The organism is Aeromonas sp. 159 (assembly GCF_963862045.1).
Taxonomy (GTDB): Bacteria; Pseudomonadota; Gammaproteobacteria; order Enterobacterales; family Aeromonadaceae; genus Aeromonas; species Aeromonas veronii.
The window spans coordinates 1-23,442 of sequence record NZ_CAWLMI010000024.1; the positions used below are offsets into that span (position 1 = coordinate 1).

The window sequence follows — 23,442 nt, forward strand, 5'->3', positions numbered from 1 at the left end:
ACGGCGTCCAGACGACCGTCCATCGCAGCGGCGTAGGCGCCGACATACTTGGCCACACGGTAGGTGAAGACATCCAGCGCACGCTTGGCACCGGCGTCGGTAGCATAGTTGGTGGTGACGTAGCGGCAGTCGCTGCTCGCTTCGGTCAGCCCCAGCAGACCGGACTCACGGGTCAGGGTGTGGTTGATCTGCTCCACGCTGTAACCGAGCTGGTCGTGCATGAAGAAGACCACGGCCGGATCGATATCACCGGAGCGGGTACCCATCGCCAGACCTTCCAGCGGAGTCAGACCCATGGAGGTGTCAACGGATTCGCCGTTCTTGATGGCGCAGACAGATGCACCGTTACCCAGGTGGCAGTTGATGATGTTCAGCTCATTCAACGGCTTGCCCAGCTCTTTTGCCGCTTCTTCCGCGATGTAGCGGTGAGAAGTACCGTGGGCACCGTAACGACGGATGCCGTGTTCACGGTAGAGCTTGTGCGGCAGCGCATAGAGGTAGGCCTCTTGCGGCAGGGTCTGGTGGAACGCGGTGTCGAACACGGCCACGTTCTTCTCGGACAGCTGCGGGAACACTTTCAGCGCGGCGCGAATACCGATGAGGTGCGCCGGGTTGTGCAGCGGGGCGAACGGAATGGCGGCTTCGATACCGGCGATCACGCCGTCATCAATACGCACTGAGCGGGAGAACTGCTCGCCACCGTGTACGATTCGGTGACCGATGGCCACCAGTTGCTCGGCAAGAGTCGGATCCTGCGGCAGGATGTGACCCACGATATGGTCGAGGGCCTCCTGGTGAGCGGCACCCGCTCCCAGCATGGCTTCGCCCTTGACCCCGTGGAGTTTCCATTTGATACGTGCATCATCCAGATTGAAGCATTCGGCCAGGCCGGACAGCATGTCCTCACCTGTTTCGGCGTCCATTACGGCAAATTTCAGGGAAGAGCTACCGCAGTTAAGGATCAATACCAACTTGCTCATTTTCTACATCTTCCTGTGCTTCGGCTTTATGCCGACAGTGTCGTGTCATCCAAAAGAGGATGGGATTCCCCTGCCGGGGGCTTATGGTCGCAGGAGGGTGCGTCCAATTTTTCAATTCTTGCTCTTGAAAGAGTCATCGCAACTTGTGGTGCGTATCACTGGTTTCAATGCTTGCGAGCCTCAACGCATCAGCAGCACAGGGCTCGCCTCAATGGGAGTGCTCAGGCGATAGCCAGCAGATCCTTGTGTACCTTGACCACCAGCTTCTTCACCTTGGCGGGCTGGTTGAAGGTACAGAGCGGGCGGTGCAGCTCGCCCGGCCAGAAGATGGCGAAATCGCCCGGTTGCAGCGCCAGATAGCTGGTCTGCTCGTCATCGACAAACCAGAGGTCGGGATGGGGATGGTCGGCGCCGTCGCTCACGTAGTCGTGGGGGCCCACACCTATCCACTCTTCACCGCGCAGCAGCAGCTGGATATCGAGATACTGCTGATGGAATTCGCCACGGCGATCCGCGGCTGGCTCGGTCAGATCCTCGCTCACCAAACAGAACAGGTTGAGGCCATCAATCTCGGTCTTGCCGAGCGGAGCGTCACCCCAGTGAGCCACGCTCTTCACCACCTCGGCCATGATGCGGGCCAGCGGGGCGGGCAGCGGCGTCCGCTGCAGGGTGTTCAGGCTACCGGTGATCATGGCGTCTGTTTCCTGTTAGGTATATCTGGGCGGCATCTTTGCCAGCCAATGAAAAAGGACCTGTGACAGGTCCTTCAATAATGCCGTCTGCAATCCGTGCAAACCGGTTTAGAGCTTTTGCTCATGTTCAGCTATATGGGCACTGTTACACACTCGTCAGCACCTTGCCAAGAGACATAATCCCATTTTCATAGTGATCGTACCAGCTGAAACCATATTATTCACCACCCTTTCCCCCTCGACTTTGACCAGACGCAAAAACGGGCGCATCAGCGCCCGTTTTTTTCGCAAAACCGTTTAACAACCGGTTTCATTCAAGCCTTTTTGGCATTTTCCACCGGTTTGGCGTACATGGCCCGCCAGATCGCCTTGTGCTCTTCCGGCACCTCTGACTGACGGGTCAGGAAGGCCGCCTGTTCGATGGTATTGGCCTTGCCGGAGACATCGGCCGCCAGATAGTTGCTGGGGAACAGGTGGTAACTGCTCCAGATCGCCTTGTCGATCAGCGCGGCCAGTTCGTCCGGATCGCTGAAGCCCTCGGTGATCGGCGCACCGAAGGAGACGTGTACCCGCCCCTTCATGCCGACGATACCGGCGACGATACTCTCGATATCCTCGAACTCGCCCTTCTCGTAGCTGCCGTTGACCGACTTCTCGTAGAGCTCGCGCGCCTTCGCCTTGTCGGTGGGGTCCAGCTCGTAGCTGATGCTGACCGGCACGATATTGAGGCTGCGCATGTAGTCGACGAAGTCGATCTTCTGCTTCTTGCCGTCGACGTAGAACATCTTGAGGATGGCGGGATCTGTCTTGTCATCGCCATTCTTGGCGCGCCCTTCCTTCTGGGCGATCCAGATGGAGTGACCTTCGTGAACCGAGTTGCCAATATAGGCAGACAGCTCGCCGAGCGCCTTCATCATCTCCCGCGGCCCCTTGGCGGAGCGTTTGACGATAAAGCTCTTGTTGAGCTTCATCAGCTCGGTGGCGCAGGGTTTGCGCAGCAGGTTGTCACCGATGGCGATGCGCACGGTATCGAAACCGTGGGTGTGCAGCCCCCAGTTGACGAACGCCGGGTCCATGGCGATGTCTCTGTGGTTGGAGACAAACAGATAGCCCTGCTCTTTCTTAAGATGCTCGATCCCGGAAAAGGTCACCCCCTTGGTGGAGGTGGCGATCATGCGGGACATGTACCGGGTGACCCCCATCTGGACCTGATGCACTGTGGTCACTTTTGACCATTTGCGGCGCAGGAACAGGCGGATCATCGGGCGGATGGCCCAACCCAACCAGCTCATCAGGGAACCGAAACGATACTTGGCGATGGCGCCGATAAATTCATCATCCAGGATCAGCCGTTCGATGGCTGCCGGCACTTCTTCATCGCGGTAGGGGCGAATATCCGCGAATCTATCTACTTCAGTCACAATGTCAGCCTTGCATGCTAGGAAACCGCAGCCAACCCGCGTTGGCCGGGGAAAATTCAGGGCGCAATTTTACACGCTTTTATGGCAAGGGGTATGAGACAAGCATGAATAGTGAGATCTGACCAGTTTATTAATCGGATGCCAGTGCCAGCGCGACCGCCGCTTCGGCATGGATGGCGGTGGTGTCGTAGAGCGGCACCGCCGCCCGGGCATCGCCCACCAGCAGGGCAATCTCGGTGCAGCCGAGGATCACCGCCTCGGCACCCGCGGCCGCCAGCCCCTCGATAATGGCCAGATACTCGGCCCGCGACGATTCGCGGATCTCCCCCAGACAGAGCTCGTCATAGATGATCCTGTGTACCCGCTCCCGCCCGGCCTCATCGGGTACCAGCACCGCCAACCCGAAGCGCTCCTGCAAGCGCCCCTTGTAAAAATCCTGCTCCATGGTGAAGCGGGTGCCGAGCAGGCCGACCCGGGTTATCCCGTCCGCCTGCAATTTGGCCGCGGTAGCATCGGCGATATGGAGCAGCGGAATATCGATGGCCGCCTCAATCTCGGGCGCCACCTTGTGCATGGTGTTGGTGCCGATCAGCAAGAAATCGGCGCCGCCATCCTGCAACTTGCGCGCCTCCGCCGCCAGCAGGCGGGCGGTAGCGGGCCAGTCACCGGCATGCTGCAGCCGCTCGATACCGGCAAAGTCGACGCTATTGAGCAGCACCCGCGCCGAGTGCAAACCGCCAAGCTGTGCGCGCACCCCGCGGTTGAGCGCCTGATAGTAACTGACGGTGGACTCCCAGCTCATGCCACCCAGCAGACCGATACATTTCATAGGAACTCCTTTCATCCCAAGGGAGGGCAGAACCACGCCACCTTGCAGGCAAGGTCACGGGATCGAGATAAAAAAGGCCCCGCAGGGCCAACAAGACAGCCGGTAAAGGCCCGGGTCAACCCTGGGCTAAATCCAGATCATCCCGACACAGGCGGCCGTCGCCAGCCCCATGCCAAGATTGAAACGCCGCCAGCCCCGGGCGGTGCGAATGATTTGCCGCACCTGGGCGCCAAAAAGCACCCAGAACGCCCCGGTATAGAGGCCGGTAATAAAGAAGATCACCAGCACCCAGAGCGCGGAGGGCCAGTAAGCCTCCCCCGCCAGGGTGAAACCGCTGATGGCGGAGAGCGCCATCATCCATGCCTTGGGATTGAGCAGTTGCAGCATGGCCCCCTGATGAGCGGGAATGAGCGGCCGGTTGCCCTCGGCCGGGCCGCTGGCCGTCGCCACCTTCCACGCCAACCAGAGCAGATACGCCGAACCGATAAGCTTGAGGCCGTCGTGCAGCAGCGGCACCTTCTCGAACACCACGCCAAGCCCCAGCGCGGTAGCGAGGATCATCAGATTGATCCCCCCCACTACCCCCACCAGCAGGGGAATCGTGCGGCGAAAACCCTGCGCCGCCCCGGCGCTGGTGAGCAACATATTGTTGGGCCCCGGTGTGCCGCAGGTAACCAGGGCAAACCCCGCCAGGGGCAGTAACCAGTTCAGATCCATCTCAACCTCTTGTCGATGCAACGCCCCCGTTATGGGGAAAGCCTTCTAATATGCAGAGCCAACCCCGTGGCGACAAGTCAGAAATGCCTCTTTCCAGGCCACCTCCCCCTCCAGCGCAACACGGCTCAATACCAGAGCATCACCACGCAGAGCGCCGTCAGCAGACCGAGAGAACCGTTGAGTCGCCGCCAGCCCCGATCCGAGCTGATCCAGTTGCTCAGCTGATGGCCGAACAGTACCCAGACAAAGCAGACTGGCAGGGCCACCAGCACAAACATGACCATCACCGCCAGCTGACTCGACCAGTAACTGGCGCCGGGCAGGCTGAACAGACTGATGGCGGAGATCCCCATCATCCACGCCTTGGGATTGAGGAACTGAAAGCCCAGCCCCTCCAGCATGGTTAGCGGACGGGCCCGACGGGCCGGATCCCCCGGCGCGCCGGCCACCGCGATACGCCACGCCAGCCACAGCAGATAGAGGCTACCGAAGATCTGCAAACCGAGGCGTAATAAAGGCCAGCGCTCGAACAGCGGATAGAGCCCCAGCGCCAGCACCAGTTGCAACACCGGCTGCCCCAGCCCCACCCCAAGCAGATGTGGCAGGGTGCGACGCACCCCGAAGTTGGCACCGGAAGCCGTCAGCATCAGGTTGTTGGGCCCCGGCGTACCGCAGGTGAGTACGGCAAAACCGAACAGGGTGACATACCACTCCATCGTCATATTGTGACTCCTTGCTTGCCATATTGTATCGATACAATGTGTGCTATCTGGTTGTTATCAGGTTGAAATTCACGCTATATTGACAACAAATTTTGATCAATGGATTTATTGTCACCATGACAATCTGGACACCCGACCTTGCGGCCTTCGATGGCCCCCTCTACCTCAAGCTGGTCAAAGCGATCGAACAGGGGATCGCGAATGGCGAGCTGCCACTGCAGACCCGATTGCCTACCCACCGATCCCTGGCGGATCGTCTGGGTGTCACCGTCGGCACCGTCACCCGCGCCTACAGCGAGGCGGAGCGGCGCGGCCTGCTTGCCGCCCGGGTGGGCCACGGCACCTGGGTCAAGGGAGCGAACACAGATCCCGCCAATGAGTGGGTTATCCGCCAAGAGGAGGGGCACCGCATCGAGCTGTGGCAGAACCTGCCGGTACAGCTGGATCGAGCGGCCATCATTCGCCCTATGTTGGAGGAAGTGGCGGACGGGGATCTCAACGCCCTGCTCGGCTACGACAAGGAGGCGGGACGGCCGGATCAGCGCCAGCAGTTTGTCGACTGGCTGGCTGAGCAAGGGGTGGCCTGCAGTGAGGATCGCCTGCTGTTCAGCCACGGCGCCCAGCACGGCATCATGCTGGCGCTGCTGGCTACCAATTGCGTGGGGGAGACCATCCTGTGCGAGGGGCTGAGCTACCCCGGTATGCTGGGCAATGCCCGCCAGCTGAAGAATCAGGTGGTGGGACTGGCGATGGACGAGGAGGGGCTGCTGCCCGAGGCGCTGGACGCCGCCTGCCGCACCCGCCGGGCCAAGCTGCTCTACCTCACCCCGACCCTGCAAAACCCCACCACCGCCATCATGAGTCTGGCGCGGCGGGAGGCCATCGTCGCCATCGCCCGTCGCCACGATCTGCTGATCATCGAGGATGACGTCAACGGCCTGCTGCCCCAGCAACCTGTGATCCCCCTGGTCAATCTGGCGCCGGAGCGGGTTATCTATCTGGGCAGTCTGGCCAAGATCGCTTGCGGCGGCCTGCGGGTGGGCTTCGTGCTGACGCCCCCTGCCCTGCGCTGCGCCTTCGCCCAGACCATGCGGCTGTCGAGCTGGATGGTGAGCCCGCTGCTGATCGAGCTCGCCTGCAAAATGGTCAGTCAGCGCCAGATCATGCCGCTGGTCGAGCAGCAGCGGGAGATCCTCAAGCGCCGTGGCGAACTGCTGCGCCACCTGCTGCCCGCCGCCCGCTGGCAGCCGGGCAGCATGCACGCCTGGCTGCCGCTGCCGGAGCCCTGGCGCAGCCAGCAGTTTGCTGCTGCCGCCGACGCCCTTGACGTTGGCGTGGCGAGCGGGGAACACTTCGCCGCCGGTCAGTTTGCCGCTCCGCAGGGGGTGCGCCTGAGCCTGAGCCAACCCGCCACCGACGCCCGGGTCGGCGAGGGGCTGGCCCGTCTGGCCCAACTGCTGCAGGGGACGCCCCCCAGCAATCCCCTGCTATAGTCAGGCCAGCCGACCTGACCTTCACGCTTCATCGTCATAGCCAAGGAGATGCCGTGCCCCCCATCAGAGCCGCCCTGCTGTTTGCCACCCTGTTGCTGGGCGGCTGCGCCTCGTCAACGACCCACCAGCAGCTGGGGGCCGCGATCAATGGATTGGAAGGGGAGTTGCAACGACTGGAAGAGGAGCTGGCGGCGATGAACGGCCTGCACTATCAAAAGGCGATCGATGCCCCGCTCAGTTTGCGCCGCGCACTCGGGGCGCCGCAGCCCACCCCAGAGGGGCTGGTGCCGGTGGCCAGCAAGCTGGAGGATGGGCCACTCCTGCGCTATCAATACCGCCTGCCAGCGGGGATGGCGAGTCTGCCCCAGGACAACCTCTGCCAGCGCTACGAGTTCGAGCTGCGCCATCTGGGCCGCCTCGGCAAACTCGAATTAAGCTGGCTGGGGGAACAGGGCAAGGGGTCGCGGCTGATCCGCCAGAGCGACTGCCCCTTCGGGACGCAGATCCGCCCTCGGCAATAGCAGGTTGCCGCCCAGAGAGGTGGCATAACCGATTGAAATAACAGCCCATAGTGCGCCCTCCAGCACCCTGATGGCTACTGTCAGCTTTTCACTCAGCGAGTGCTGTGCCTATGTTCCTCTTGGGTCTACCATAATCAACCTAATGGTTTGCTCACAGGAAGTACCTGCATGACGATACTGCTGCTCGAAGAGGATCCCCTGCTCCGTAGCGCCATCACCCGGGAACTGACCGAACAGGGGGTACCCGCCGACCGGATCCACTACCACAGCCATCCAAACCACGAGCGCAGCGGCCTGCTGGCCCTGCTGCAACAGCACGCCTTCGACGCCATCATCTGTCAGCAGGACAAGCAGCAGGATCTTGACGGAGCCCGGCTGCTGCACGAAGCGCACTATCTCGGCCTGCTGCAACCCGGTTGTGTATTGCTGCTGCTCGATGCTGATCAGAGCGAGCAGGAGTTTCTCCCCTCGGATCTCTACTTCTCCCTCTATCTGGCTCTTCCCTTCATGACTCAACAGCTCACCGCGGTGCTCGGCCAGCTGGTGAAGTTAAGCAACCTGACCCGCACGCTGGCCGCCCCCATTCTGCTGCGGGAGTGGCAACTGGCTACCGCCCTCTGTGAAGACTTGCTGTTTCAACGGGAGAATCGCTCGCTGACCCCCTGGCTGGATCGACTCAAGGGCTACCTGCTGCTGCAATCAGCCGAGCGGATCACTGCCGCCCAGCACTATGCCCTCTGTGCCAACGAGTATCAGGCAAGCTGGCCAAGGGCCGGGCTCTTCTACGCCATGCTGGGGCTCGGCAAATTGCAGAGCGCCCGGACCGACTTGCAGCGCCATCAGGCCAGCGTCTCGATGGCCACCCGGCTTGAGCTGCAACTCGCCAGCCAGCTGCATCAGCATTACTGGCTGGCGGCGTGGGAGACCATGGGAGAGCTGCTGCAGATCCGTCCCCATCAGCCGCGCTGGCATCAGCTGGCGATGTTGCTCGGGCTGGTGCTGCAAGATGAGGAGAAGGTGCTGGAGCAGGCCAACAGCCTGACCCTGCGCCACTTCAGCGAACAGCGTGTCCGGCTCGCCATCGACAGCTTCATGCTCAATGCCAGTCTGGCGGTGCTGTGGCGCGCCCCTTCCAGCAACCGGATCCGCTCCCTGCAACAGGAGTGGGAGCACCTCAAACGCACCGTCCACCTGCAACCCCACGAATATGAGCTGCTGCAGGCGCTGATGCTGGGGCTGGATTACCGCTTCGACGAGGCGCTGATCCTGATTGCCCACCACCAGCCGGATGAGGGGAGCGACAACCACCTCACCCTGCTGCTCGGCTTTGCGGTCAGCCAGTTCTGCGGTTTGCCCCACCACGCCCAGCGCTACCTGACCCAGCTGACCCAATACCGCGTCAGGGTGGCGCCCCACCCGCTCACCCGCCAGCTGTTCCACCATCTGGTGGCCGAGCTGGGCCAACGCCTGACGGCGAGAGAACAACGGCTGAGCGAACTGCGCCAGCTGCGCCACAAGGCGATGCAGGCCAGCCAGTATCAGACAGCCCTGCAAGCGGGCTTGCAGCTGCTGGAGGAGTTCCCCGCCCTGCCGGGCGATGCCTGGCAACTGCTGGAGCTGCTGCAACACTGCTGGCCTGCGGGTATGGCCGCTCCCAAGGTAGCGCTGCTGGTCGATACCCTGGAGCGGCGCCTCAAGCACAGCCCCGCGTTTCTCGATCAACATGCCCAGCAGTACCAGCGCACCCTGCAGGAGATCCGCACTCATCTTCAGCCGCACCTCTCCGGCAGCGGCCCCTCCAGCCTTGTCGCAGGGCAGCCCGAGCCATGATGATGCTGGCGGCGTGCAAACCGGCATTGTCGGCAAAGCCAATATAGAGAGAGGGGAGCCTTGGCTCCCCTCTCTCTATATTGGTTCTCTGTCAGCTGATGACGATGAGTGTTGGGCTCAAACCAGCGCGTCACTCTCCAGCGCCGCCTTGAGAAAATCTTTCCAGCTGATGATGCCGACCAGGGCGCCATTCTCCAGCACCGGCAGGCAGGAGACCCCCTTCTCCAGCATCAGCTTGACGCCGTCGCGCACGGTGAGATGGGGTGCGATGGTGACGAGCTGACGACTCATGATCTGGTGGGCCCGCTTGTTGAGGGTTTCGGTATCGCGACTCATCTCGGCTTCGGAGTCGAGATAGGGGCTGATGGCGCGGAACAGATCCCGATCCGAAATGACCCCCACCAGATCCCCCTCCTCCAGTACCAGCAGGTGGCGAAAGTGTGCCTGCTCGAAGATATCCCTGATGACTCGGAGTCGATCATCCATTGAAACGGTGGCGACCCGGGTCGTCATAATATCCCTGATATGCATGCTAACCTCCCGTAACCAAACTGGTTTCTCTGTTATGGCATGTTTTTGCAGCGCCAGCCAGTGGCCAGCCCTTCGCTACAGTGCAAATCAGCGTCATTTCACGTAAGATCCGCGCCAGTTTTTCTCCTCCATTTTGAGCAAGCAGATCCCACCCATGATAGTTGCCAGTCAAATCGAACTGATCCGCGGCGGCCGCAAGCTGCTGGACAACGCCTCCGCCACCATTCACCCCGGCCACAAAGTGGGTCTGGTGGGCAAAAACGGCTGTGGCAAGTCCACCTTTTTTGCACTGGTACGGGGCGAGCTGGCCATCGACAGCGGCACCTTCAGCCTGCCCGCTGGCTGGCAGATCGCAGGCGTCGCGCAGGAGACCCCGGCGCTCGACTGCTCCGCCCTCGAGTATGTGATCGATGGCGACAAGGAGTTCCGCTCGCTGGAGGCCCAGCTGGTGCAAGCCGAGCAGGATGACAATGGGCTGCTGGTGGCCGAGCTGCACGGTCGCCTCGATACCATCGGCGCCTACAGCATTCGCGCCCGCGCCGCCGAACTGCTGCACGGCCTCGGTTTCAGCGACGAGCAGCTGAGCTCGCCGGTACGCAGTTTCTCCGGTGGCTGGCGCATGCGTCTGAACCTCGCCCAGGCGCTGCTCTGCCGCTCCGATCTGCTGCTGCTCGATGAACCGACCAACCACCTGGATCTCGATGCCGTCATCTGGCTGGAGAAGTGGCTCAAGGGTTATCAAGGCACGCTGGTGCTCATCTCTCACGATCGCGATTTCCTCGATTCGGTCATCAGCCGCATCATCCATATCGAGAACGGCAAGCTCAACGAATACACCGGCGGCTACTCCGACTTCGAACTGCAGCGCGCCGAACAGCTGGCCCAGCAGCAGTCCATGTACGAGAAGCAGCAGCGGGAGATGTCCCACATGCAGGCGTATGTGGACCGCTTCCGCTACAAGGCCTCCAAGGCCCGTCAGGCCCAGAGCCGCCTGAAAGCGATGGAGCGGATGGAGAAGATCCTGCCCGCTCACGCCGACTCCGAGTTCAGCTTCGAGTTTCGCGAGCCGTCGGCCCTGCCGACCCCGCTCATTGCCATGGAAAACCTCAGTGCCGGTTACGGCGACAAGGTGATCCTGGAGAAGATCAAACTCAATCTGGTACCGGGTTCGCGCATCGGTCTGCTCGGTCGCAACGGCGCCGGTAAGTCCACCTTTATCAAGATGCTGTCGGGCTCCAACCCGCCGCTCTCCGGCAAGCTCGAAGTGAGCGCCGGGGTGAGCATCGGCTACTTCGCTCAGCATCAGCTGGAGACCCTGCGTCTCGACGACTCCCCGCTCGATCATCTGGCCCGCCTCGCGCCGGACAAGACCGAGCAGGAGCTGCGCAACTATCTGGGCAGCTTCGGTTTTCACGGTGACAAGGCGCTCGACAAAGTAGCCCCCTTCTCTGGCGGCGAAAAAGCGCGGCTGGTGCTGGCGCTGATCACCTGGCAAAAGCCCAACCTCTTGCTGCTCGATGAACCGACCAACCACCTGGATCTGGAGATGCGCCACGCCCTCACCATGGCGCTGCAAGGCTTCGAAGGGGCCATGGTGGTGGTCTCCCACGACCGTCACCTGCTGCGCACCACCACTGATGACTTCTATCTGGTGCACGGTGGCCGGGTCGAGCCGTTCGACGGCGATCTGGACGACTACCACAAGTGGCTCGGCGAGCAGGAGAAAGAGGCCAACGCCAAACCGGCCGATGGCCCCGTCTCTGCCAACTCGGCGGTAGCGCGCAAGGATCAGAAACGGCGCGAGGCGGAGTTTCGGCAAGCGACCCGTCCCCTGCGCCAGAAGCTGGAAAAGCTCGAAACGAGCATGGAGAAGCTGCAAGGCAAGCTTGGCGACATCGAGAGCCAACTGGCCGACCCCGCCATCTACGAAGAGAGCGCTAAAACCAAGCTCTCCGAGCTGCTCAAATCCCAGGGCCCCCTCAAGGAGCAGCTGGAAGAAGTTGAGCTGGAGTGGATGAGCCTCTCCGAAGAGCTGGAAACCATGGAGCAAGCCTTCTTTGCGTGACGAACAGCTGATGGCCAGCGAGCGGGTCGCGGTCCACGAATTGCCGACACCGATCGGCTTCTGGCACTGGAGCGGCAAGGTCTATGGTGAGCGCAGCCAGGATTGGCTCACCGTGCAGGAGCAGGGGGGCAACGTCAATCTGGCGCTGCTGCTGCACCGGCTCGATCAACTCGGCATCGTGGTCGATCTCACCGACCTGCAACCGGCGCTGGTGCAGACCGAGGCGGTGCTGACCCCGTGGCGCGCCCTGCGCCAGAGCGCCAAGACGCGACTCGACGAGCAGCAGTATCAGTCGATGCTGGCCCACGAGCTGGAGCTGGAGCGGCTGCAACAGGGCGTCCTGTTGCAGACCCTGCGCAGCCTCTCCCTGTTTCGCGGCAACAGCCGCAATTTGTTGAACTATCTATCGTTACTGGGTGCCCAGCAGGGCCCCCTCAGAGATCTAATATGCTGAGCTACCGCCACGCCTTTCACGCCGGCAACCATGCCGACGTGCTGAAACACGCCGTTCAGGCCCTGATCATCGAGTCCCTCAAGAAGAAGGAGAAACCCTTCATCGTGCTGGACACCCATGCCGGTGGCGGTCTCTACGACCTGCGCGGCGACTGGTCGCAGAAGAAGGCCGAGTATGCCGACGGCATCGGCCGCCTGTGGGACGAGCGGGCCCAGTGGTCTGCCATGGCCCCCTATCTCGGGGTCATCGACGAGATGAACAGCGATGGCCAGCTGCACTACTACCCCGGCTCGCCGGAGCTCTCCCGTCGCCTCACCCGCGAGCAGGACAAGCTGGCGCTGATGGAGCTGCACAACAACGAAGTGGACGATCTGCGCGCCAACATGGGTTACGACCCTCGCGTCGCCGTCCACCACCGTGACGGCTTCGAGGGGCTGATCGCCCTGCTGCCGCCGACCCCGCGTCGCGGGCTGGTGCTGATCGATCCGCCCTATGAGCTCAAAGAAGATTACTTCGCCGTGGTCGATACCCTGAAAAAGGCGCAAAAACGCTGGGCGACCGGAATCTACGCCCTCTGGTATCCGATCCTCGGGCAGGAGGCGGACAAATCCCGCGACATGCTGCGCGCCATCAAGCGCGAAAACTTCGGCAACGTGCTGGTGGCCGAGCTGGAAGTGGCCGGGCAGACTGCCGACTGGGGCATGAACGGCTCAGGCATGCTGATCATCAGCCCGCCCTGGATGCTGGACGAGCAGATTGAAGCGTTCCTGAAACCGCTGTGCGCCAAGCTGGCGCAGGGTGCAGGCGCCCAGTACAAGGTGGAGTGGCTCAACAAGGCCGAGGATTAATACCCCGCCCCTACGGCGCTCACCGAGTTCAAAAGCAAAAGCCCCATCACGGGGCTTTTTCTATTGGTGCGGCCGGTGTGTGCGGCAGCCTGAACCTGCGCGCCCTATGAACGGGCGGGCAGATCCTGTTTCAGCGCAACCAGCAACAGGGCCAGCAGGCCAAAGGGCGGAAACAGGCAGAGTAGGGAGCAGATAACAGTGACCAGCGCCGGATGCTCGCTCTTGCGGCGCGCCAGTCGCCAGGCGATAACGCCGACGATGACCATCAACAACGCAATGAACTGGCCAAGCAGGGTGGCATTGATATTCATGAAAGATCCTTTTTCATGGGCAAGTGTGAAGAAGCTGTACTTTATCGCCTTGGTTGCGATTGGCAACCGCTGAAGCGCACCGGCCACTCGCCCGTTGATAGGTTCTCTCTATCCTGGCAATAGATGAGAATAGTTTTCATTTAATCTCATTTCGGCGGATACTCTCATCATCAACAGAGGGAGCCGCCATCATGAAAAAGACCATCAGCTTTGCCATCCTGCACTTCGGTGTCGCCTTTACCGTGGCCTACCTGCTGACCGGTGAGCTGCTGACCGCCAGCCTGATCGCCCTGATCGAGCCCGCCGTCAACACGGTCGCCTTCTACTTTCATGACCTTGGCTGGCACAAGCTCAAGCCAAATCACAGCCTGCAGGCCAAGACCAGCCGCTTCGCGGTGGTCCACTTCTCGGTGGCCTTCGGGGTTGCCTTCCTGCTGAGCGGCGAGCTGCTCACCGGCGGCGTGATGGCGATGATCGAACCGGCCATCAACACCGTGGTGTTCTTCTTCCACGAGCGGCTGTGGCGCGCCCGCAGTCAGCAACTGGCGCTGGCCTGATCAACCGTGCAAGCCGCCTCCCCCTCTATCGCGGCCACAAAAAACCCGACATTCCGGCCAGGAGTGTCGGGTTTTTCCGTTTGGCTGCCATTCAGCAGTGCAAGTGGGCTCGGCTCCCCTGCTGCATTGCCCTGTAGAGTGTGCTGTAGTAGGCAGATATGCCCTCCTCATTGCTGGAATCTATCGATGAACAAGACCTTGCTTGCCACCCTGCTGTTTGCCCCTCCGCTCGCCAGTGCCGCAACCCCCTCCTTTGACTGCACCAAAGCCTCCGGGTCGGTCGAAACCCTGATCTGCAAGGATGCCGGACTGGCCGCCCTTGATAATGAACTGGCGGCCCTCTACCCCAAGGCGATTGCTGCGCTCTCTCCCGAACAGCTCAAGACAGAGCGCGCCATGCAGCGCGGCTGGATCAAGGGTCGCAACGACTGCTGGAAGGGGCTGGATCTGCGCCAGTGTGTGGAGGATAACTACCTGCTGCGGATCACCGAGCTGCAGATCAGCGGCGGCCAGCTGATGGTGCCGGCACCGGTCAACTACAAGTGCGGCAAGAACGTCACTCTCTCCACCTACTTCTATAACGATGCCAAGCTGCCCGCCGCGGTGATCAACCTGAGCGAGGGCGACAAGCAGCAACAAGTGCTCGCCTATGAAGCCCCCAGCGCCAGCGGCGCCCGTTATGAAGGGCAAAACCTCACCTTCTTCACCAAAGGGGATGAAGCCACGCTGGAGCGTTACGGCCAGCCAACCCTCACCTGCATGGAAAATCCGACCAAGGGCTGAGGCTCATGGGGGCGGCTCGTCTTGCCGCCCCCACCTTGACTAGATGGCGATATCCAGCGGTTTTCCTTCCCGCACAATCCGCAACTTGAGCGACCCCGGCTTGCCGGTGCTGAGCAGTTCACGCACCTTGTCGATCTCGAGGGGGCGATAAGCCACCCCGTTGACCTGCTCCAGAATGTCGCCGTTGGCCAGACCATAGGGGGCAAGATCCCGTTCGTCGCTGTAGTAGACCTGCAGATGCTCGCCATCAAAACGCACCCCGATATTGCGCAGGACTGGCGGCACTTTGCGCGCCAGGCTGTCGGCGTCGTAGCAGAACATCATCCGCCCGGGCATGATCGCAAAGCGATTGAAGCGGTTAACAAAATCCAGCCCCAGACCATACTGCTCATTGCTGTTTTCCGACACGCGCAGTTCACCGAGCTGGCGCTCATCAAAGTGCAGGCCGGTGAGGATATGGTCACGCCCCTCCACCATACCGCTGGCGTCCACCCCTTTGCGTGGCGTGGCATCTTCGCCAGAGCTCGCCTTCTGACTGGCCATAAAGTCGATAAAGGCATGATCGGCATAGCTCTGATCGGCCCCGGTATCCAGATACATGCGCACGCTGCTCTCGCCGTGGGTCAGATAGACTGCCGGGGAGCGGTTGTAGCTATCTTCATAGCCGATGCAACGCTCGAACGTGGCAGCCGACGGTGCCGTCAGCGAAGCAGTGAGTTGATGCTTGTCGCGATCAAACACCCAGTTGAAACGGCGGATGGTGTCGATCCCGAGGATGCCATCGATACGGCTGCCAAGAGACTGGGAGAAGAGATCGAAATCAATAGTTGCCCACAGATCGCTGTCATCAATGGTGACCGACCCTAGCGAGAAGGGTTGCGGCTCAACAAAGCCAAGCTGCTCGCTGCCCAGTTGGCTCGAAACGCTGCTTACACTGGCAAAATCAGCCTGATAGGCCCTGGGCAATTCGCTTAAGGTCAGCGCCTTGAAGCGGCTGGCCAGACGACGATCGATAAAGGTGATACTGGCCCCGGTATCGAGCAAAAACTGGTACTGCTCACCTGCGATGGTAACGGGGATCAGGGGGGTGCTTTCGTAATGCACTGTCAGCACCGGGCCGGGTGCATTACGCTTGGTGGATGAATCCGGGGCTGTGCAGCCTTGGACGACGAACAGGGCCAACATGACCAGCGCCACTTTGAACTGCGACTTCATAACTCTCCTTCCCGATAGCAGATGCCCCCGCAACGCCACCACATAATGCTATCTTGTTGATTTATAGATAAATAAGCTATTTCAGCGGGGAGCGCGGACAATAACAAAGAGTTTTATGCTGGTTCAAGCCAGATATAACCATGAATATTCTATGGCGATAGCTCAAGAATGGTTGTTCACGCTATCTCGGCGCGTCATCAATCGTGGGTGACATTTGATTAATTTATTGATCTTGCACAGAAAATCTCAATATTGAGCTTTCTCTCCACAGCGCCATGGTTAATATTGCCATTTGGCAACAATTGCCTCGTCGGAGTCTCCCATGAGCCATGCCAACCCCATCCCGTTGGTGAAACGCAGCAGACTGGAGGCTGAAATTCAGGGGCGGTAGCCATGCCGGATGGAATGGATAAGCGAGAGTTGCCTTCGACCCACTCAAAATGGTGACGACCTCATTTTTATTTCTGACCTGCTCAAGCAAGCGTGCTTTGGCGGCGCTTTCTATCCGCAACCCATGTACTGTTTTTTTCATACAGTGGTCACCGTGGAGCATAAAGAGGAAGTCAAGCGAATACTCCCAGCATGAGAAGCAAACGGGTAACATTATGAGTTAATAATGATTTTCACTTGGTGGCGATGAAAATGTTACGGAGTTATATGGAATTCTCTGCTAACGGATTAGTACCGCCTTCCATCTAATCACTGTTATGGATTCTGAGCGCTAAATGGTTACCAATAAAGGATTGAAAGACTTGAATTATATAGAAAGATTAATAAATGCGGTCGACTACACGCGCAGCTTAGGATTGAAGATTGAAAAATCTCCGATCCCGCTAGGTGAAAAGATTGAACGTTCAACCATGCAAGATATTTTTCAACTATGTGGTGATGCATTATACCACTATGGTTATCAAAATTCAGAAGATTTAGCTGGGCAATGTGCGCCTGTACATTTAATGCTAATGTCTCATCTTAAAAGCGACATGAACATTGAAAGCTTTATCACGATAGGTGATAGATATTGGGATGATTACGTCTATTGTGAGATGTCTAAAGATTCTATAGAACGTGAACTTGAGAAGCCGAGTATTGATGGAGACATTAAGGCTCATGTTTGGCTGACCCTTACAGATGGTACGATTTTAGACTGTACTGCAGAGGCACATGCCGATCTCCTTTTCAAGCGAGGCCTACATCCTGCCCACAAATGCATAATGCTCGTTGATCCAACTCAGGAAAAAAGTGCTAAGTCGGGATATCATAGGCCTTATCTGATAGGAACTGATTTTTTAGAAAAGACAGGGATGTATCGGATTGTACATCCATAACAAAGCATTGCAGCGGACAAGCCGCTGAATGCGGCGTTATCCCTCAATTTAAACCCGAGTAAATTTATGACAGAAAGCCCGTTAAATGCTGCGTTGAGAATTTTTGAAACAGCAGAAGCAAACCTAGTAAAGCTTGAAAAAATCTGGATAGAAATGGAATCAATAATTCCTAGCGGAGTGGCGTTTCTAGACGATTCTGGCTATGAGAATAATTGCAGAGATTTCGAAAATGTTTTGTCCTGTCTCCCCAAAATCGATGGTTGGAAACCAAAAATTTACTTGATGAACTTGAATGAGATAGGACAGAACAGACTTGATGCAATGGAAGTTGGCGAAATAGAGTGCCAAATTTCGGTTGAGAATCAGATATACGAACCAGCCAAGTTAATTCGCGAATATAGGCATAAGTTCGATCGTAAGAGGCGTGAGCTAGTGCGAGATGCACTTCAATCGGCTATTGATAGCATAGATGAAGACTTGAGAGATCTCGCAATTGAGCTCGAAGGTAAATCTGAAGTCAATGAAGCCGTTACCCGCTCTAGCTTTGATGATTTAAAGTCTCATATTGCTGAAATTGATACGTTACTGGGCAGTGAGCCTCGCCCTAGTAGATGGACAGACCTGCACCGACACTTACATTTCGGGTTACTCGGAGATCTTCAAGATATCATTAATCATGACTGGCCGAGCGTAAAAAGTGGCATTAGAAAGTCACTGTACGGAGAGAAAGAGCCCATACCTGTCGAAATAGACGATCTTGGCAGTTTAGTATCTAGCAAGCCTACAGGCCCCATTGTTGTACAGCTTAAATGGGAAAAGCTCTCTCCAGATGATTTTGAGAGAGTAATATTTGCTCTGATCTCTTCTGAAAAAGGCTATGAAAACCCCGAGTGGCTGATGAAAACTAACGCTCCTGATAGAGGAAGAGATTTATCCGTATTAAGAGTTCATAACGACCCTCTTAGCGGTGTGTTCCGGCATCGAACAATTATTCAATGTAAGCACTGGTTGTCAAAAAGTGTTTCTGTATCTGATATAGCAGAGCTTAAAGAACAAATGAAACTTTGGGAGCCTCCAAAAGTTGATATTCACGTAATTGCTACTTCGGGAAGATTTACTTCTGATGCTGTAGCTTTAGTCGAAAGACATAATCAGTCTGATAGTGGCTTAAGAATAGAAATGTGGCCAGAAAGCCATTTGGAACGTTTGTTATCTCGTCGTCCATCGTTAATTGCAGAATTTGGGCTTCGATGAGAGACAAGGGAATTGGGACCCCCACCATTTTGAGTGCCGCGTAGCGAGCCCACTTAGCCACCGACGGGCACGGTATTGTTGTGGCCTCCTCTGATTTGCTGAGACGAAGCTACAGCCCGTAAGTTCGATTAGCGAAGCGTAATCGGACGTTCGTGATAACAATATTTCGTGATAGCACCAGTTGCCTTAAGATACCGAATTTCAGATGGCATCTTTATTCACCTGTTGCTTTGCTGGCTTAACACATCCAAAGGAGATTTATGAAGCCAGACTTAACCGGATCACGGATTGTACTGCGCACCATTGGCCCACACGATACTGCCGATCTGTTCGAGATTTATGGCAATCCACTGACCATGGAGTTTGCCTCTGATCCCTGCTTTACCTCTCCCGCCATGGTGGCGCAGATGATGGCGAGCGTGGTGCGGCTGGAGCAAACGGGGAAGTCGCTGGAGTGGGCGATTGTCGAGCGGGAGGGCAACAAGGTGATCGGTACCTGCGGCCTGCACAGTTTCAGCGAGGCGGGCCACCGCTGCGAGGTGGGCTGCCTGCTCAATGCGGCCTATTGGCGCAGAGGGTTTATGTCGGAAGCGCTGGGATTGCTGTTCGCCCACGCCAGCACACTGGGAGTCACCCGCCTCACCGCAGATATCGATGCAGATAACGTCCGCTCTATCGCCCTGTTTGAAAAACTGGGCTTCAGGGCGCATGCAGGGCGCTATCAGCGCACGCTCCCCTTTGTCTGACCCGATACCAGAGGCACAACGCCCTCGCCTCTCAGGGCGTTGCAGCAAGGAGCAGGCATAAAAAAACCGGAACCCAAGGGTTCCGGTTTTTTTCATTCCAGCCGAGGCTGGCAAACCAGCAAATTAAGCCTGGTTTTTAACTTCTTTCAGACCGCGGAAAGGAGCTTTGGCACCCAGAGCTTCTTCGATACGGATCAGCTGGTTGTACTTGGCAACACGGTCAGAACGGCTCATGGAACCGGTCTTGATCTGGCCAGCAGCGGTACCAACAGCCAGGTCGGCGATGGTCGCGTCTTCGGTCTCACCGGAGCGGTGGGAGATGACGGCAGTGTAGCCAGCGTCTTTGGCCATCTTGATGGCAGCCAGAGTTTCGGTCAGGGAACCGATCTGGTTGAACTTGATCAGGATGGAGTTGGCGATGCCGTTGTCGATACCGCGCTTCAGGATCTTGGTGTTGGTTACGAACAGGTCGTCACCCACGATCTGGATTTTCTTGCCCAGTTCAGCAGTCTGGTAGGCGAAGCCTTCCCAGTCAGATTCGTCCAGGCCATCTTCGATGGAGACGATCGGGAACTTGGTGGTCAGGTCAGCCAGGAAGTCGGAGAAACCGTTGGAGGTGAAGACACGACCTTCGCCTTTCAGGTTGTACTCTTTCTTCTCTGCGTCGTAGAACTCGGAAGCAGCGCAGTCCATAGCCAGGGTGATGTCAGTGCCCAGTTTGTAACCGGCAGCGGCAACGGCTTCAGCGATAACTTCCAGTGCTTCGGCGTTGGATTTCAGGTTCGGAGCGAAACCACCTTCGTCACCAACTGCAGTGTTGTAGCCCTTGGACTTCAGCACTTTGGCCAGGTTGTGGAACACTTCTGCGCCCATGCGAACGGCTTCTTTCAGGGTCTTGGCGCCAACCGGCTGGATCATGAACTCCTGGATGTCGACGTTGTTGTCGGCGTGCTCACCACCGTTGATGATGTTCATCATCGGCAGCGGCATGGAGTAAACACCCGGGGTGCCGTTCAGCTCGGCGATGTGGGCGTACAGCGGCATGCCTTTGGCAGCAGCGGCAGCTTTGGCGTTAGCCAGGGAAACAGCCAGGATGGCGTTGGCGCCGAACTTGGATTTGTTCTCGGTACCGTCGAGGTCGATCATGATCTGGTCGACAGTGGCCTGGTCCTTGGCATCTTTACCCAGCAGAGCTTGAGCGATCGGGCCGTTTACGGCTTCGATGGCTTTCAGCACGCCTTTACCCAGGAAACGGCTCTTGTCGCCGTCACGCAGTTCCAGCGCTTCGCGGGAACCGGTGGACGCGCCAGACGGAGCGGCTGCCATACCAACAAAACCACCTTCCAGGTGAACTTCGGCCTCAACGGTCGGGTTACCACGGGAGTCGATGATTTCACGACCGATCACTTTAACGATCTTGGACATGTGTATTTCCTCAGGTTTCGTAAAAAAACAACAAAAATATGCCAAAAAAAGCGGCTGTGGCACAGTGCCCCAACCGCATTTATTTTCAATTACTTCAAATTACGCTTCTGATACTCGCCTGCCGCCTTCACAAAACCGGCGAACAGAGCGTGGCCATCACGAGGAGTAGAGGTGAACTCCGGGTGGAACTGCGCAGCCACGAACCAGGGGTGATCCGGGATCTCGATGATTTCCACCAACTTCTTGTCGGCGGAGAGACCGGTCACTTTCAGACCTGCCGCTTCAATCTGCGGCAGCAGCTTGTTGTTTACTTCGTAACGGTGACGGTGACGCTCGTAAATGGTCGGGCTGCCGTACATCTGACGCACTTTGGAATCTTCGACCAGGTGGCAGAGCTGGGAACCCAGACGCATGGTACCGCCCAGATCGGACTTCTCGGTACGGGTCTCGATATTGCCCTCTTCATCAACCCACTCGGTGATGAGGCCGACGACCGGGTACGCGCAATCTTTCTTGAATTCGGAGGAGTGAGCCCCTTCCATGCCCACCACGTTGCGAGCGAATTCGATCATGGCAACCTGCATGCCGAGGCAGATACCCAGGTAGGGGATCTTGTTCTCGCGGGCATACTGGGCAGCCAGAATTTTGCCTTCCACACCGCGCTCACCGAAGCCACCCGGCACCAGGATCGCGTCCAGACCTTCCAGCAGCTCGGCGCCACGGGTCTCGATATCCTGAGAGTCGATGTACTTGATGTTGACGGAGTGACGGGTCTTGAGACCACCGTGCTTGAGCGCCTCGTTGACGGACTTGTAAGCGTCCGGCAGGGAGACGTACTTGCCGACCATACCGATGGTCACTTCACCAGTCGGGTTGGCCTCTTCGTAGATAACCTGTTCCCACTCGGACAAGTCAGCCTCTTTGCACTCCAGACCGAAACGCTCGGTGAAGTAGGAGTCCAGATTCTGGGACTTGAGCAGAGCCGGGATCTTGTAGATGGAGTCGACGTCTTTCATGGAGATGACGGCGCGCTCCGGCACGTTGCAGAACAGAGCGATCTTGGCGCGCTCGTTGGCCGGAATGGCACGGTCAGAGCGGCAGATCAGTACATCCGGCTGGATACCGATGGAGAGCAGCTCTTTGACGGAGTGCTGGGTCGGCTTGGTCTTCACTTCACCGGCAGCAGCCAGGTAAGGAACCAGCGTCAGGTGCATGAACATGGCGTTGTTGCGGCCCACTTCGGCAGCCAGCTGACGAATGGCTTCGAGGAACGGCAGGGACTCGATGTCACCTACGGTACCGCCCACTTCGACGATGGCAACCTGATGGCCTTCGGCACCGGCAATCACCCGCTCCTTGATGGCGTTGGTGATGTGCGGGATAACCTGAATGGTGGCGCCCAGATAGTCACCACGACGCTCTTTACGCAGTACGTCGGCGTAGATACGGCCGGTGGTAAAGTTGTTGCGACGGGTCATCTTGGTGCGGATGAAACGCTCGTAGTGACCCAAATCCAGATCGGTTTCGGCCCCGTCCTCGGTTACGAACACTTCACCATGCTGGGTCGGGCTCATGGTGCCCGGATCCACGTTGATGTACGGGTCCAGTTTCATGATGGTCACATCCAGACCACGGGCTTCCAGAATGGCTGCCAGAGAAGCTGCGGCAATGCCTTTGCCGAGGGATGAAACAACGCCACCAGTAACAAAAATATATTTGGTCGTCATGCTGAACCTGAAAGAAGTTTAGGGAATTTTAAGGGGTGCTTCGGGGATGAAGCAGGACGGGGAAACAGTATACCAAAAACCCCTCTCCCAAACAATGAGCAAAAATCTATCAGGCTCACCGCCCCCCCATCTTGCGCCAAATCAACTTTGCTCGGTTTCCTTCGCCTTATCCCAGGCGGCATCGAGCTTTTCGAGGGTGCAATCGGTCATTTTCAAGCCTTCTGCGGCGATTATCTGCTCAACCTGACGAAAACGACGTTCGAACTTGGCGTTGGCACCGCGCAGCACCTGCTCCGGATCCTTGCCCAGATGACGCACCAGATTGACGGTGGCAAACAGCAGATCGCCGAGCTCGTCGCTCACCCGCGCCTCGTCCACATCGGCCATCAATGCCTCTTCCATCACCTCGACGATCTCTTCGTGGATCTTGTCCACCACAGGCCCCAACGTCTTCCAGTCAAAACCGACGGTGGCACAGCGTTTCTGGATCTTGGCGGCGCGGGTCAGGGCAGGCAGCGAGAGCGGGATGTCGTCCAGCACGCTCTCTTTGTCGAGGGCCGCGCGCTCCTTGGCTTTTTCCGCCTCCCAGTTCGCTTTTACCGCCTGCTCGTTGGCAAGGTCGGCATCCGAGAAAACATGGGGATGACGGCGAATGAGTTTCTCGCTCACCGTATCCACGATATCGGCAAAGTCGAACAGCCCACGCTCCTTGCCAAGCTGGGCGTAAAACACCACCTGAAACAGCAGGTCGCCCAACTCCCCTTTCAGCCCCTGCCAATCCTCGGTCTCGATGGCATCGGCCACTTCGTAGGCCTCTTCCAGGGTGTGCGGCACTATGGTCTGGAAGCTCTGTTTCAGATCCCAGGGGCAGCCGTTTTGCGGATCGCGCAGGCGGGCCATGATATCGAGCAATTGAGAGAGGTCATAACGTTGGGACATGGGATATTCGCTTGTTGATTCGTACCGCAGGGGCAAAACAGTGACCGACCTGGC

Annotated in this window: 23 protein-coding genes; 11 read left to right on the forward strand and 12 right to left on the reverse strand. The window is 58.2% G+C overall.

Features of this window, described 5'->3' with window-relative positions; genetic code table 11:
• The 6 genes from AACR14_RS04710 to AACR14_RS04735 form a co-directional block, all read right to left on the reverse strand.
• A partial coding sequence (locus AACR14_RS04710) for an acetate kinase (RefSeq protein ID WP_019445319.1) occupies positions 1–980 on the reverse strand: 980 nt, incomplete at its 3' end.
• Between the two features lie 221 nt (positions 981–1,201).
• Entirely contained in the window at positions 1,202–1,672 is a 471-nt protein-coding gene (locus tag AACR14_RS04715) for a YhcH/YjgK/YiaL family protein (protein WP_019445320.1), read from the reverse strand.
• A gap of 314 nt (positions 1,673–1,986) precedes the next feature.
• On the reverse strand, positions 1,987–3,093 hold the full coding sequence (locus tag AACR14_RS04720; protein WP_019445321.1) for a 1-acyl-sn-glycerol-3-phosphate acyltransferase: 1,107 nt from the start codon (positions 3,091–3,093) through the stop codon (positions 1,987–1,989).
• Positions 3,094–3,223: 130 nt separating this feature from the next.
• A complete protein-coding gene (locus AACR14_RS04725; protein ID WP_019445322.1) occupies positions 3,224–3,922 on the reverse strand; it encodes an aspartate/glutamate racemase family protein in 699 nt (232 codons plus the stop codon).
• Between the two features lie 126 nt (positions 3,923–4,048).
• On the reverse strand, positions 4,049–4,639 hold the full coding sequence (locus AACR14_RS04730) for a LysE family translocator (protein ID WP_005335534.1): 591 nt from the start codon (positions 4,637–4,639) through the stop codon (positions 4,049–4,051).
• Positions 4,640–4,764: 125 nt separating this feature from the next.
• Positions 4,765–5,361: a LysE family translocator gene (locus AACR14_RS04735; protein WP_005335536.1), complete on the reverse strand. Its 597-nt coding sequence runs from the start codon at positions 5,359–5,361 to the stop codon at positions 4,765–4,767.
• Between the two features lie 116 nt (positions 5,362–5,477).
• On the opposite strand from AACR14_RS04735, the gene AACR14_RS04740 reads away from it, so the two are divergent.
• From AACR14_RS04740 to AACR14_RS04750, 3 genes are all read left to right on the forward strand, one after another.
• On the forward strand, positions 5,478–6,854 hold the full coding sequence (locus AACR14_RS04740; protein ID WP_019445323.1) for an aminotransferase-like domain-containing protein: 1,377 nt from the start codon (positions 5,478–5,480) through the stop codon (positions 6,852–6,854).
• A gap of 53 nt (positions 6,855–6,907) precedes the next feature.
• Entirely contained in the window at positions 6,908–7,375 is a 468-nt protein-coding gene (locus tag AACR14_RS04745) for a hypothetical protein (protein WP_019445324.1), read from the forward strand.
• Positions 7,376–7,543: 168 nt separating this feature from the next.
• A complete protein-coding gene (locus AACR14_RS04750; protein ID WP_019445325.1) occupies positions 7,544–9,205 on the forward strand; it encodes a hypothetical protein in 1,662 nt (553 codons plus the stop codon).
• 117 nt (positions 9,206–9,322) lie between these two features.
• Here AACR14_RS04750 and AACR14_RS04755 read toward each other — a convergent pair whose 3' ends face one another.
• Positions 9,323–9,736 (reverse strand): CBS domain-containing protein, encoded by a 414-nt coding sequence (locus AACR14_RS04755; RefSeq protein WP_019445326.1) that lies wholly within the window; start codon positions 9,734–9,736, stop codon positions 9,323–9,325.
• Positions 9,737–9,890: 154 nt separating this feature from the next.
• Here AACR14_RS04755 and AACR14_RS04760 point away from each other — a divergent pair, with 154 nt between their 5' ends.
• From AACR14_RS04760 to AACR14_RS04770, 3 genes are read left to right on the forward strand one after another with little or no spacing between them, the layout of a single operon-like run.
• On the forward strand, positions 9,891–11,801 hold the full coding sequence (locus AACR14_RS04760; RefSeq protein ID WP_019445327.1) for an ABC transporter ATP-binding protein: 1,911 nt from the start codon (positions 9,891–9,893) through the stop codon (positions 11,799–11,801).
• Positions 11,794–12,255 (forward strand): DUF2390 domain-containing protein, encoded by a 462-nt coding sequence (locus tag AACR14_RS04765; protein WP_005343337.1) that lies wholly within the window; start codon positions 11,794–11,796, stop codon positions 12,253–12,255. Before AACR14_RS04760 ends, AACR14_RS04765 begins: the two co-directional genes overlap by 8 nt.
• Positions 12,249–13,103: a 23S rRNA (adenine(2030)-N(6))-methyltransferase RlmJ gene (locus AACR14_RS04770; RefSeq protein ID WP_019445328.1), complete on the forward strand. Its 855-nt coding sequence runs from the start codon at positions 12,249–12,251 to the stop codon at positions 13,101–13,103. The genes AACR14_RS04765 and AACR14_RS04770 overlap by 7 nt, the downstream gene beginning before the upstream one ends.
• A gap of 104 nt (positions 13,104–13,207) precedes the next feature.
• Here the strand turns inward: AACR14_RS04770 and AACR14_RS04775 are convergent, their stop codons facing one another.
• Positions 13,208–13,414 carry a hypothetical protein gene (locus AACR14_RS04775; RefSeq protein ID WP_019445329.1) on the reverse strand — a complete coding sequence of 69 codons (207 nt, stop codon included), beginning with the start codon at positions 13,412–13,414 and terminating at the stop codon, positions 13,208–13,210.
• A 191-nt stretch (positions 13,415–13,605) separates the two neighbouring features.
• On the opposite strand from AACR14_RS04775, the gene AACR14_RS04780 reads away from it, so the two are divergent.
• Together AACR14_RS04780 and AACR14_RS04785 are read left to right on the forward strand one after the other, a co-directional pair.
• Positions 13,606–13,971 carry a DUF2061 domain-containing protein gene (locus AACR14_RS04780; protein WP_019445330.1) on the forward strand — a complete coding sequence of 122 codons (366 nt, stop codon included), beginning with the start codon at positions 13,606–13,608 and terminating at the stop codon, positions 13,969–13,971.
• Between the two features lie 186 nt (positions 13,972–14,157).
• Positions 14,158–14,754 (forward strand): MliC family protein, encoded by a 597-nt coding sequence (locus tag AACR14_RS04785; RefSeq protein WP_019445331.1) that lies wholly within the window; start codon positions 14,158–14,160, stop codon positions 14,752–14,754.
• 39 nt (positions 14,755–14,793) lie between these two features.
• Here the strand turns inward: AACR14_RS04785 and AACR14_RS04790 are convergent, their stop codons facing one another.
• Positions 14,794–15,969, reverse strand: coding sequence for a retropepsin-like aspartic protease (locus AACR14_RS04790; RefSeq protein ID WP_019445332.1), 1,176 nt, complete (start codon positions 15,967–15,969; stop codon positions 14,794–14,796).
• 725 nt (positions 15,970–16,694) lie between these two features.
• Between AACR14_RS04790 and AACR14_RS04795 the strand changes: the two genes are divergently transcribed.
• The 3 genes from AACR14_RS04795 (at position 16,695) to AACR14_RS04805 (ending at position 19,297) form a co-directional block, all read left to right on the forward strand.
• The gene (locus AACR14_RS04795; protein ID WP_019445334.1) at positions 16,695–17,297 is read left to right on the forward strand and encodes a hypothetical protein; all 603 of its coding nucleotides are present in this window, start codon (positions 16,695–16,697) and stop codon (positions 17,295–17,297) included.
• 66 nt (positions 17,298–17,363) lie between these two features.
• On the forward strand, positions 17,364–18,551 hold the full coding sequence (locus AACR14_RS04800) for a restriction endonuclease (RefSeq protein WP_083851938.1): 1,188 nt from the start codon (positions 17,364–17,366) through the stop codon (positions 18,549–18,551).
• A gap of 260 nt (positions 18,552–18,811) precedes the next feature.
• The gene (locus tag AACR14_RS04805; RefSeq protein WP_019445336.1) at positions 18,812–19,297 is read left to right on the forward strand and encodes a GNAT family N-acetyltransferase; all 486 of its coding nucleotides are present in this window, start codon (positions 18,812–18,814) and stop codon (positions 19,295–19,297) included.
• Positions 19,298–19,420: 123 nt separating this feature from the next.
• Here the strand turns inward: AACR14_RS04805 and eno are convergent, their stop codons facing one another.
• From eno to mazG, 3 genes are all read right to left on the reverse strand, one after another.
• Complete coding sequence (gene eno / locus AACR14_RS04810; RefSeq protein WP_005335583.1) at positions 19,421–20,722, reverse strand: phosphopyruvate hydratase; 1,302 nt, start codon at positions 20,720–20,722, stop codon at positions 19,421–19,423.
• Between the two features lie 89 nt (positions 20,723–20,811).
• Positions 20,812–22,449: a glutamine hydrolyzing CTP synthase gene (gene pyrG, locus AACR14_RS04815; RefSeq protein WP_019445337.1), complete on the reverse strand. Its 1,638-nt coding sequence runs from the start codon at positions 22,447–22,449 to the stop codon at positions 20,812–20,814.
• 141 nt (positions 22,450–22,590) lie between these two features.
• Positions 22,591–23,388, reverse strand: coding sequence for a nucleoside triphosphate pyrophosphohydrolase (mazG, locus tag AACR14_RS04820; protein ID WP_019445338.1), 798 nt, complete (start codon positions 23,386–23,388; stop codon positions 22,591–22,593).
• Positions 23,389–23,442 lie beyond the last annotated feature (54 nt).

What these genes read in the sequence shown, in the direction of transcription:
- AACR14_RS04715 (WP_019445320.1), bottom strand. Translation starts at nt 1,672, where the DNA reads ATGATCACCGGTAGCCTGAACACCCTGCAGCGGACGCCGCTGCCCGCC.
- AACR14_RS04730 (WP_005335534.1), bottom strand. Translation starts at nt 4,639, where the DNA reads ATGGATCTGAACTGGTTACTGCCCCTGGCGGGGTTTGCCCTGGTTACC.
- AACR14_RS04795 (WP_019445334.1), top strand. Translation starts at nt 16,695, where the DNA reads ATGGTTACCAATAAAGGATTGAAAGACTTGAATTATATAGAAAGATTA.
- AACR14_RS04740 (WP_019445323.1), top strand. Translation starts at nt 5,478, where the DNA reads ATGACAATCTGGACACCCGACCTTGCGGCCTTCGATGGCCCCCTCTAC.
- mazG (WP_019445338.1), bottom strand. Translation starts at nt 23,388, where the DNA reads ATGTCCCAACGTTATGACCTCTCTCAATTGCTCGATATCATGGCCCGC.
- AACR14_RS04790 (WP_019445332.1), bottom strand. Translation starts at nt 15,969, where the DNA reads ATGAAGTCGCAGTTCAAAGTGGCGCTGGTCATGTTGGCCCTGTTCGTC.
- AACR14_RS04785 (WP_019445331.1), top strand. Translation starts at nt 14,158, where the DNA reads ATGAACAAGACCTTGCTTGCCACCCTGCTGTTTGCCCCTCCGCTCGCC.
- AACR14_RS04805 (WP_019445336.1), top strand. Translation starts at nt 18,812, where the DNA reads ATGAAGCCAGACTTAACCGGATCACGGATTGTACTGCGCACCATTGGC.
- AACR14_RS04750 (WP_019445325.1), top strand. Translation starts at nt 7,544, where the DNA reads ATGACGATACTGCTGCTCGAAGAGGATCCCCTGCTCCGTAGCGCCATC.
- AACR14_RS04735 (WP_005335536.1), bottom strand. Translation starts at nt 5,361, where the DNA reads ATGACGATGGAGTGGTATGTCACCCTGTTCGGTTTTGCCGTACTCACC.
- AACR14_RS04755 (WP_019445326.1), bottom strand. Translation starts at nt 9,736, where the DNA reads ATGCATATCAGGGATATTATGACGACCCGGGTCGCCACCGTTTCAATG.
- AACR14_RS04770 (WP_019445328.1), top strand. Translation starts at nt 12,249, where the DNA reads ATGCTGAGCTACCGCCACGCCTTTCACGCCGGCAACCATGCCGACGTG.
- AACR14_RS04760 (WP_019445327.1), top strand. Translation starts at nt 9,891, where the DNA reads ATGATAGTTGCCAGTCAAATCGAACTGATCCGCGGCGGCCGCAAGCTG.
- AACR14_RS04725 (WP_019445322.1), bottom strand. Translation starts at nt 3,922, where the DNA reads ATGAAATGTATCGGTCTGCTGGGTGGCATGAGCTGGGAGTCCACCGTC.
- eno (WP_005335583.1), bottom strand. Translation starts at nt 20,722, where the DNA reads ATGTCCAAGATCGTTAAAGTGATCGGTCGTGAAATCATCGACTCCCGT.
- AACR14_RS04780 (WP_019445330.1), top strand. Translation starts at nt 13,606, where the DNA reads ATGAAAAAGACCATCAGCTTTGCCATCCTGCACTTCGGTGTCGCCTTT.
- AACR14_RS04775 (WP_019445329.1), bottom strand. Translation starts at nt 13,414, where the DNA reads ATGAATATCAATGCCACCCTGCTTGGCCAGTTCATTGCGTTGTTGATG.
- AACR14_RS04800 (WP_083851938.1), top strand. Translation starts at nt 17,364, where the DNA reads ATGACAGAAAGCCCGTTAAATGCTGCGTTGAGAATTTTTGAAACAGCA.
- pyrG (WP_019445337.1), bottom strand. Translation starts at nt 22,449, where the DNA reads ATGACGACCAAATATATTTTTGTTACTGGTGGCGTTGTTTCATCCCTC.